Genomic DNA, 8,942 nt, shown 5'->3' on the forward strand with positions numbered 1-8,942 from the left:
GTCACTTTTCGTCAACCTGTCGTTGATGCGCTCGCCGGGCTCTTCGGCCGTCCGCACCGCTCCCGGCCGTCCAGCGGGCGCGGCAGCGGCACCCGGTCCACCCCGCCGACCCGGTTGGCCCACCAGACCGCCGTCTCCCGCACGGCGAACGCGGCCAGCCGGCCCCTCAGCCGGGCCACCGGCCGTGAGGGGTGCTCGGGCCTGCGGAAGACACCGACGGAGTCGCCCCAGTAGGCGGCCTTGGCGTCGATGGACCGGTAGTCGTGCCAGATCCCCTTCGTGGGCGGGAAGTCCGTGTACGCCTCGCGGAGTTCGAGGCGGGAGTGGGCGGCCATCGCGCGGAAGCCGTCGGGGTAGTAGCGCCAGCAGTCCTGCGCGTCGTGGGCGTGACCGCGCGAGGGTGCGGTGATGAAGGCGTGCCCGCCGGGCTTCAGCACCCGGGCGATCTCCAGCATCGACACCCAGAAGAAGGGAATGTGCTCGAACGCCTGCCCGGAGAGGACGACATCGGCGCTGCCCGACCGGGCGGGGATCCGGTAGGGCCGGGTCATCACGGCATCGACGTTGGGACCGTCGAGCACGTCGACCCCGAAGTAGTCGATGTCGTGGCCCGCCAGCAGGGCCCGGTGCGTACGGGTCTGCTTGCCGGAGATCCGGGAGCCGAGGTCCACGACGCGGTGCCTGCGGGACGTGGGCAGGTACTCCCGGATGCAGAGTTCCATCTGCTCGTAGGCGGATCGGTGCATGGGCCCTCCCGATGTTGCGATGTGCGCGCGCTGTTGAGCACAACGAGGGCGGGGTGCGGAAGGGTCGCCCCGAACGGGTGACGCGGGCTTCGTCCACGCCCGGGGCGCGGGGCTCGGGCCGGGGGCTCGGAACTTCACCCGGTTTCGACGGGGAAGATCCGCCGCACCACGCGTTCCGCCGCGTGCCCGTCGTCGTACGGGCAGAAGCGGTCGCGGAACGCGGCGCGCAGCAGGGCCGACTCCGGCGAGCGCCACGCCCCGGTCCGCAGCAGCGCCCGCAGCCCGTCCTCCGTGGTGGCGACGGCTCCCGGGGTGTCCCCGGGGCGGCCGGACAGCAGGTCGACGTAGGTGCCGCGCGCGGCCCGGTAGGCGGCCCAGTCCGGCGCGTAGGTGATGATCGGGCGGTCCAGGCAGGCGTAGTCGAACATCAGGGACGAGTAGTCGGTGATCAACGCGTCCGAGGCCAGGCAGAGTTCCTCGACGCACGGGTGGCCGGTGACGTCGACGACCCGGTCCCCCGCCGCCTCACCGGCCGAACGCCCGTAGAAGTAGTGGGCCCGCACGAGCACCACGTACTCCTCGCCGAGCTCCCCGGCCAGGCGCTCCGGGTCGAGGCGGGGGACGAAGCCCCGGTGGTAGTCGCGGTGGGTCGGCGCGTACAGCAGGACGGTCCGGCCCGGGTCGATGCCGAGCTCCGCCCGCGCCTTCGCGGTCCGCTCCGCGGTGCCGTCGAAGAAGACGTCGTTGCGCGGGTAGCCGACGGGCAGGTGCTCGTACGCGGCCGGGTAGGTCCGGTCCCAGATCTCGGTGGTGTGCGGGTTGGCGGAGAGGCTGAAGTCCCACTGGTCGGTGTGGGCGACGATCCGCTCGAAGCTGACGCCGTTGGTGAGGGCGGGGTACGGTCGCTGGTCGAGGCCCATGGTCTTCAGCGGCGTCCCGTGGTGGGTCTGCAGGTAGACCTGACCGGGGCGCTTGGTGAAGCCCCCGGGGAAGCTGGAGTTGTTGACCAGGTAGGTGGCCGTCGCCATGGTCCGCCAGTAGGCGCGGGAGCCCTCGATCACGTACGGCACCCCCGGCGGCATCCGGTCGCGGTGCCGGGAGGAGACGACCCAGACACCGTGGATGTGCGGGACGAGTTCGCGGGCCTTGGCGTAGACGGCGGCCGGATTGCAGGCGACGCCGCGGTTCCAGTACGCCCCGTAGACGGCGAGGCGGGGATCCAGCGGACGGTGCAGGTCGGCGCGGTAGAGGGCCCGCATCACGCGGGCGCGCAAGGACTTCCGGCCCGCGCGCACGGCGCTCCGCGCCCGGGTGCGCAGGGAGCGCGCGGCTTCCCTGACGCGGTGCGCGGCGTAGCGGCCGGGGAGCCCGGCGGCCCGGAAGAAGGCCGCGCGGTCGCCGGGGGCGATCCGGCCCGGGTCGTCGAGCACGGCCCGCAGGTGCGCGGAGCGCGCGGCCAGGACGCGCGGGTCGCCCCCGGTCCCGGCGATCAGGTGCGCGTAGGCGTCGATGACGGCGAAGTGGGCGCGGCCGGGTGTCGTGGCGAAGGTGCCGGCGCGGCGCAGCCGGTGGCGTACGCAGACCCGGTCGAGGGCGGCGAGGGTGCCTGCGTCGGCGGCGAGGAGGGCCGCGCGGAGGACGGGCACGACGTCGTCGTACGGGCCGTCGGTGAAGCGGAGTCCGTGGGCGGCCCAGAAGGCGCGGCGGAAGAGCTGGTTCCGGGCCGCCGGCAGGGCGTCCCCCGGTTGTGTGCAGTCCCACCAGTCGACGCGGTCGTGGCCGAGGCGCAGCACGTCCGGGTGGCCGGCCGCCAGCCGGGCGGCGATCTCCGCGAGCGCGCCGGGCAGCAGCAGGTCGTCCCCGTCGAGGAAGAGCAGGTAGGTCCCGCGCGCCTCGGCGGCCCCGGCGTTGCGGGCCGCGCCGAGGTGTCCGGAGCCCGCCGCCCCTTCGGAGCCCGTCGCGGGGCGCAGCACGCGTACCCGGGGGTCACGCCCGGCGAACTCCCGGGCGATGTCCGGGCCGCCGTCCGGCGGGCCGGTGTCGACGGCGATCAGTTCCCAGTCCCGTACCGACTGGCCGATCACCGATTCCAGCGCCGCCCTCAGGTACCCCTGAACGCGGTGGACGGGCATGACGACACTGAGGAGCATGGCAGCCGAGCGTAGTGCGGACCACACGCCGCGCCCTTCCCGTGTTCACCCGTTCGGGTCAGCGTCGGTGACTCGGGGCGCTCACCCGGGTTGAGCCGTGCATGAAGCCACTCCTCAGCGTCGTCGTCCCCGTGCACAACGTCGAGGAGTATCTGGCGGAGTGCCTCGACTCACTGGCCGGCCAGTCGCTGGAGGCCGTCGAGGTGATCCTCGTCGACGACGGCTCGACGGACGGCAGCCGCGCGATCGCGGAGGACTTCGCCGCCCGGGACGGCCGCTTCCGCTGTGTCCACCAGCCCAACGCGGGGCTGAGCGCGGCACGCAACACGGGCGTCGCCCACACCACTCCCGGCGTTCCGTACCTCGCGTTCGCGGACAGCGACGACGTCGTCGTCCACGACGCGTACGAACGGATGGTGGCCTCCCTGGAGTCGACCGGTTCGGACCTGGTGACGGGCAATGTGTGGCGGCTGACCGCGCAGGGGCGGCAGCAGGCGTGGCAGTACCGCTGGCTGACCGCCGACCGCCCCCGCACCCACATCACCCGCGACGCCCGGCTGCTGGCCGACCGGGTCGCCTGGAACAAGGTGTTCCGGCGTTCGTTCTGGGACCGGCACGGGTTCGTCTTCCCGGTGGGCAAGCTCTACGAGGACACGCCCGTGATGATCCCGGCGCACCACCTCGCCGGATCGGTGGACGTGCTGAGAGAGCACGTCTACTGCTGGCGGGTGCGCGAGGGTTCGATCACCCGGCGGCGTACGGACGTGCGGGGCGTACGGGACCGGATCGCGGCCTGCGAGCAGGTCAGCGCGTTCCTGGCGGACCGTGATCCGGAACAGCGGCGGCGGTACGACACGTCCTGTCTGCGCGACGACTTCGTGTACTTCCTGGAGGGGCTGCCGATGGGCGGCCCCGCCTACCGGGCGGCGTTCATGGCGGGCGCGGGCGCCTTCCTCGACCGGGCGGGCGGCGCGGTGCTGGACGGGCTGCCCGTCGAGGCGCGCGTCAGGTGGCGGCTGGTGCGGGAGCGCAGGCTGGACGAGCTGCTGGCCGTCCTCACGTTCGAACGGGCCAACGGGACGGGGACGTTCGCGGTCGAGGGGCCGCCCGGGCGGCGGCGGGCGGTGCACCCGGGGGTCGCGGGAGCCGGTGCGCGGCTCGGCCGGGGTGATCTGCCGGCCGTGGCGCGGCTGACGGAGGCGTCGTGGGGCGCGGACGGGAAGCTGCGGCTGCGCGGATACGCGTACGTCCGCAACCTCCCCGCCGGTTCGGCGCGTCACGCGCTGAAGGCGGGGCTGGTGCGGGAGGCGGGCGGGGGACGGCTGAGGCCCGTGCCGGTGCGCACGGTCCGGATGCCGGAGGCGACCGCCGACTCCGGTCAGGAGCTGCACTGTTACGACCACGCGGGCTTCGAGATGGTCCTCGACCCGGGGCGCGTCGGTCCGGGCACCTGGCTGGTGGGCGTGGTGGTGGCCGGACACGGCGTCGTACGGCGGGCGGCCCTGCGCGCGGTGGAGGCGGCCGCGGCCCAGCCGCTCGTCCACGACCTGGGCGGGGGGCGGCGCGCGGTGCTCGGCTACCGGGACGGCCGGCTCCGGCTGACCGTGGCCCAACTGCCCGCCCTGGCCCTCGCACACGACGGGGGGCGCGAAACCCTGGAACTGTCGGGCCGGCTGTACGGGCCCGCAGCCCGGCCGACGGCCCTGACGCTGACCCGCGACGGGGCACCGGAGCGCGCCTTCCCCGTGCGGTACGTGGAAGGGGGGTGCTTCACGGTGGGCATCCCCGTCGCGGAACTCCCGGGGCTTGAGGGGCCCGCCGCCCCCGGCCAGGGGGTGAGATGGCGGGCCGCCCTCGTGACCGACGGCGTCCGCGTCCCGCTGGCCGCCGCCCCGGACCTGCCGCCACCGGCCCTGGCGGACGCGGAGGGCGATCTCGTGCTGGAGCCGGCCGGTCACCCGTTCGTGGACCGAGTCAGGCAGGAACCGGACGGCGGGTTGCGCGTCGAGGGCGCGCCGTACGTCTCCGGCGCGCTCGTCCTGCGGCACAGCACCCTGGGCGAGACCCTGACCGTTCCCGTGGAGCCGTTGGCGGAAGGCTCCGTCGACCACCGGGGAGGCCGGTTCGCCGCTCGGCTCCCGCGCCCGCCGCGCGAGGGCGACTGGGAGGTGTGTCTGGACGGCCGGCCCGTGCGGGTGGCGGCGGCGCTCGCCACCCGGCTGCCGGTGCGCTCCGCCGCCGGGTTCCGGGCCGACCGCCGTCACGGCGACCGGCTGACCGTGCACGCGGAGCCGGCGCTCGGCGAGACCGAACGGGGCGCGTACCGCCAGGGCCTCCTGCGTACGGCGTACCACCCGGCGCAGCGTCGGCTCCCGCTGCGTGACGTCGTCCTCTACGCGGGCGGGCACACGGGCGGTGACTCCCCGCGCGCCGTGCACGCCGAGCTCGTGCGCCGGAGCACGGACGTCGAGCACCTGTGGGTCACCGACGGGTCCGCGCGCGCCGCCGCACAGGTCCCGCCCGCCGCCGTCCCCGTCGTGGCGGGCAGCACCGCCTGGTACGAGGCGCTGGCGCGGGCCCGCCGCGTCGTGACAGCGGGGCAGCTGCCCGTGTGGTTCGAGCGGCGCCCGGACCAGACGGTCGTGCAGACCTGGCACGGCGCCCCGCTCGGCCGGTTCGGCCTCGACCTCACCGGCACCCTGTACGCCGACCACCAGGACCTCGCCTCGTTGCCGCACCGCTCCGCCCAATGGTCGGTCCTGGTCTCCCCCGGCGCGTTCGCCACCCCGCACCTGCGCCGTGCGCTGGCCTACGGGGGCGAGGTCCTGGAGGCGGGCTCACCCGCGGGCGACCTGCTGTGCGCGCCCGGCCGGGACAAGACCGCCGAGCGGGTACGCGGTCGGCTGGGCATCCCGGACGGCCACCGGGTGGTGCTCTACGCGCCGACGTACCGCGACCAGCTCGCGCACCCGCCGGGCAGCGTGCCCGGCGGCCGGTCCCGGCTGTACCGCTGGGAGCCCGCCCTGGATCTGCCCGCGCTGGTGCGGTCGCTCGACGACCGCACCACGGTGCTCGTCCGCAGGCACCCGCGGGTCACGGGCAGTGTGCCGGAGGGCCCCGCGCTGCGGGACGTCTCCGCGCACCCGGTCACCGCCGAGCTGCTGCTGATCGCGGACGTGCTGGTCACCGACTACACGGGCCTGGTGTCCGACTTCGCGCACACCGGCCGCCCGGTGCTGTTCCACACCCCCGACCTGGAGCACTACCGGGACACGGTGCGCGGCTTCTGTCTGGACTTCGAGGCCCTCGCACCGGGCCCGCTGCTCACCGGCACGGACGAGGTCGCCGGGGCACTGCGGGCGCTCCCGGAGTCGGCCGCCGCGCACACGGAGGCGTACGCGGCCTTCCGGCGGGACCACTGCGGCCCCGGTGACGGCGGTGCCGCGGGACGGGTCGCGGACCGGCTGCTCAGCGACCGCTCCTGAGGGCCGCGACGGCCGAGTGCGCGAGGTCGTCCAGATACCCCTTGGGCAGGTCGCCCCGGACCACGACCAGGCGCCAGTAGAGCGGGCCGACGATCAGGTCCAGCGCCCGGTCCGGGTCGCTGCCCTCGGGGAGTTCACCGCGGGCGACCGCCGCCCGTACGACCACGGCGGCCACGCCCTGCTGCTGGTCGAGCAGGGCGGCCTTGATGGCGTCGGAGATCTCCGGACTGCGTGCCGCCTCGACCAGCAGGTCCGGGATGACCTGGGAGGCGACGGGATGGCGCAGGGCGTACGCGGCCAGTTCGAGCACGGCGCGCACGTCCCCGTACAGCGAGCCGGTCGCCGGAGCCGGCATGCCCTGGGCGGCGACGGCCGCGACCAGGTCCAGGACGAGGTGGAGCTTGGACTTCCAGCGGCGGTAGACGGCGGTCTTGCCCACACCCGCCCGCCGGGCGATGCCCTCGATCGACATCCGCGCGAACCCCACCGCGGCCAGCTCCTCGAAGACGGCGCCGCGGATCGCGTCGGTCACGTCCTCGCGCAGCACCGCGGCACCTGCCGGGGTGCGGCGCCCGGTTCGCCGTTGGGTGGTCATGGCCCGAATGATAGACCGTAACGACGAAACGGTTGCGTTGCGACGCACAAACGTCCTACTGTCAGCGTTGCGACGATACGGTGCCGTCCCATCGGTCCGATTCCGTACGCCCCGTTCCCTCTGCCCCCGTCGAAAGCGATCGTGGTGAGCCAGACAGCAGCACCGCCGGCCCCGGTGGACCCCGCCTCTCCCGCCCTCCTCCCCGTGTACGAACCGGGCGAGCTGGCCGCTCTCGCCGCCCGGCACGGGCTGACCGTCAGCGGCGCCCGGCCCACGCTCGGGGAGTACGTCAGGCAGCTCTGGGGACGCAGGCACTTCATCACGGCGTTCGCCACCGCCAAGCTGACCGCGCAGTACAGCCAGGCGAAGCTGGGCCAGGTCTGGCAGATCATGACCCCGCTGCTGAACGCGACGGTCTACTACTTCATCTTCGGTGTCCTGATGAACACCAAGCACGGAGTCCCCGACTACGTGCCCTTCCTCGTCACCGGTGTCTTCATCTGGACCTTCACCGCCAGCTCGATCACCGCCGGGACCCGGGCGATCAGCGGCAACACCGGGCTCGTGCGCGCCCTGCACTTCCCGCGCGCGTCCCTGCCGATCGCGCTCGCCCTCCAGCAGCTCCAGCAGCTGATGTTCTCGCTGGGGGCGCTCTTCATGATCCTGCTCGTCTTCGGCCAGTACCCGCGGCCGTCCTGGCTGCTCGCGATCCCGGCACTCGCCCTGCAGGCCCTGTTCAACACGGGGGTCTCCATGGTCATGGCCCGGCTGGCCTCGAAGACCCCCGACATCGCCCAGCTCACGCCGTTCGTGCTGCGGACGTGGATGTACGCCTCGGGTGTCATGTGGAGCCTGGACACACTGCTCACGGGCGACCGGGTCCCGCGGTGGGTCCTGCTGGCGCTGGAGTGCAATCCGGCCGCCGTCTACATCGACCTGGTGAGGTACGCGCTGATCGACAGCTTCACCGGGGCGCAACTGCCCCCGCACGTGTGGGCCGTCGCGACGGGCTGGGCGCTCGTCTGCGGGATCGGCGGCTTCGTGTACTTCTGGAAGGCCGAGGAGCGGTACGGACGTGGCTGACACCCCCGACACCCGTGTGCCCACCGTCGTCGTCGACGACGTGCACATCACCTACACCGTCAACGGCGCCCGTACCGGGAAGGGCAGCGCCACCTCCGCCCTGAACCGGATCGTGTCGCGCGGGCAGCCGCGCGGCGCACGCCAGGTGCACGCCGTGAAGGGCGTCAGCTTCGCCGCGTACAAGGGTGAGGCCATCGGTCTGATCGGCTCCAACGGATCCGGGAAGTCGACGCTCCTCAAGGCGATCGCGGGCCTGCTGCCCCCGTCGCGGGGCCGGGTGCACACCCAGGGCCAGCCGTCGCTCCTCGGCGTGAACGCCGCCCTGATGAGCGACCTGACCGGGGAGCGCAACGTCGTACTCGGCGGTCTGGCCATGGGCATGACCCGGGAACAGATCCGCGAGCGCTACCAGGGCATCGTCGACTTCTCCGGCATCAACGAGAAGGGCGACTTCATCACCCTGCCGATGCGCACGTACTCCTCCGGCATGGGGGCCAGGCTCCGCTTCTCCATCGCGGCGGCCAAGAGCCACGACGTCCTGCTGATCGACGAGGCGCTGTCCACGGGCGACGCGAAGTTCCAGCGGCGCAGCAAGGAGCGGATCATGGAACTCCGCAAGGAGGCCGGGACGGTGTTCCTGGTCAGCCACAGCAACCGGTCGATCACCGAGACCTGTGACCGGGCTCTGTGGCTGGAGGCGGGCACCCTGCGGATGGACGGCCCGGCCGAGGACGTCGTGGCCGCGTACGAGAAGTTCACGACGCCCGCCAAGTCCCGCAAGAAGTGACGCGTCCCGGGCCCGCCTCGTCCGCCTCGCGCGCCGGGTCCGCCTCGCCCGGCGGGCCCGGGAAATGACGCGGCCGCCGGACGGGCCTGTGGGGCC

The 8,942-nt window shown here is 73.7% G+C and carries 6 protein-coding genes; 3 read left to right on the top strand and 3 right to left on the bottom strand.

Annotation, left to right across the window (positions count from 1 at the left end; all coding sequences use genetic code 11):
* Positions 1-11: 11 nt before the first annotated feature.
* Both ACFWVP_RS22205 and ACFWVP_RS22210 read right to left on the bottom strand, forming a co-directional pair.
* The gene (locus ACFWVP_RS22205; protein ID WP_384499014.1) at positions 12-746 is read right to left on the bottom strand and encodes a methyltransferase domain-containing protein; all 735 of its coding nucleotides are present in this window, start codon (positions 744-746) and stop codon (positions 12-14) included.
* Between the two features lie 134 nt (positions 747-880).
* A complete protein-coding gene (locus tag ACFWVP_RS22210) occupies positions 881-2,896 on the bottom strand; it encodes a CDP-glycerol:glycerophosphate glycerophosphotransferase (protein WP_384499016.1) in 2,016 nt (671 codons plus the stop codon).
* Positions 2,897-2,997: 101 nt separating this feature from the next.
* On the opposite strand from ACFWVP_RS22210, the gene ACFWVP_RS22215 reads away from it, so the two are divergent.
* The gene (locus ACFWVP_RS22215; protein ID WP_384499017.1) at positions 2,998-6,381 is read left to right on the top strand and encodes a CDP-glycerol glycerophosphotransferase family protein; all 3,384 of its coding nucleotides are present in this window, start codon (positions 2,998-3,000) and stop codon (positions 6,379-6,381) included.
* Here the strand turns inward: ACFWVP_RS22215 and ACFWVP_RS22220 are convergent.
* Entirely contained in the window at positions 6,365-6,976 is a 612-nt protein-coding gene (locus ACFWVP_RS22220; RefSeq protein ID WP_384499019.1) for a TetR/AcrR family transcriptional regulator, read from the bottom strand. The two genes, ACFWVP_RS22215 and ACFWVP_RS22220, sit on opposite strands and share 17 nt — an antisense overlap.
* 141 nt (positions 6,977-7,117) lie before the next feature.
* Here ACFWVP_RS22220 and ACFWVP_RS22225 point away from each other — a divergent pair, with 141 nt between their 5' ends.
* Both ACFWVP_RS22225 and ACFWVP_RS22230 read left to right on the top strand, forming a co-directional pair.
* Positions 7,118-8,059 carry an ABC transporter permease gene (locus ACFWVP_RS22225; protein ID WP_384499021.1) on the top strand — a complete coding sequence of 314 codons (942 nt, stop codon included), beginning with the start codon at positions 7,118-7,120 and terminating at the stop codon, positions 8,057-8,059.
* Entirely contained in the window at positions 8,052-8,846 is a 795-nt protein-coding gene (locus ACFWVP_RS22230; RefSeq protein ID WP_384499023.1) for an ABC transporter ATP-binding protein, read from the top strand. The genes ACFWVP_RS22225 and ACFWVP_RS22230 overlap by 8 nt, the downstream gene beginning before the upstream one ends.
* Positions 8,847-8,942 lie beyond the last annotated feature (96 nt).

The sequence above is a fragment of the Streptomyces sp. NPDC058637 genome (assembly GCF_042717325.1).
GTDB lineage: Bacteria > Actinomycetota > Actinomycetes > Streptomycetales > Streptomycetaceae > Streptomyces.

Excerpts from the sequence above, each read along its gene's own strand:
- ACFWVP_RS22210 (WP_384499016.1), bottom strand. The coding sequence starts at position 2,896 with ATGCTCCTCAGTGTCGTCATGCCCGTCCACCGCGTTCAGGGGTACCTG.
- ACFWVP_RS22215 (WP_384499017.1), top strand. The coding sequence starts at position 2,998 with ATGAAGCCACTCCTCAGCGTCGTCGTCCCCGTGCACAACGTCGAGGAG.
- ACFWVP_RS22220 (WP_384499019.1), bottom strand. The coding sequence starts at position 6,976 with ATGACCACCCAACGGCGAACCGGGCGCCGCACCCCGGCAGGTGCCGCG.
- ACFWVP_RS22205 (WP_384499014.1), bottom strand. The coding sequence starts at position 746 with ATGCACCGATCCGCCTACGAGCAGATGGAACTCTGCATCCGGGAGTAC.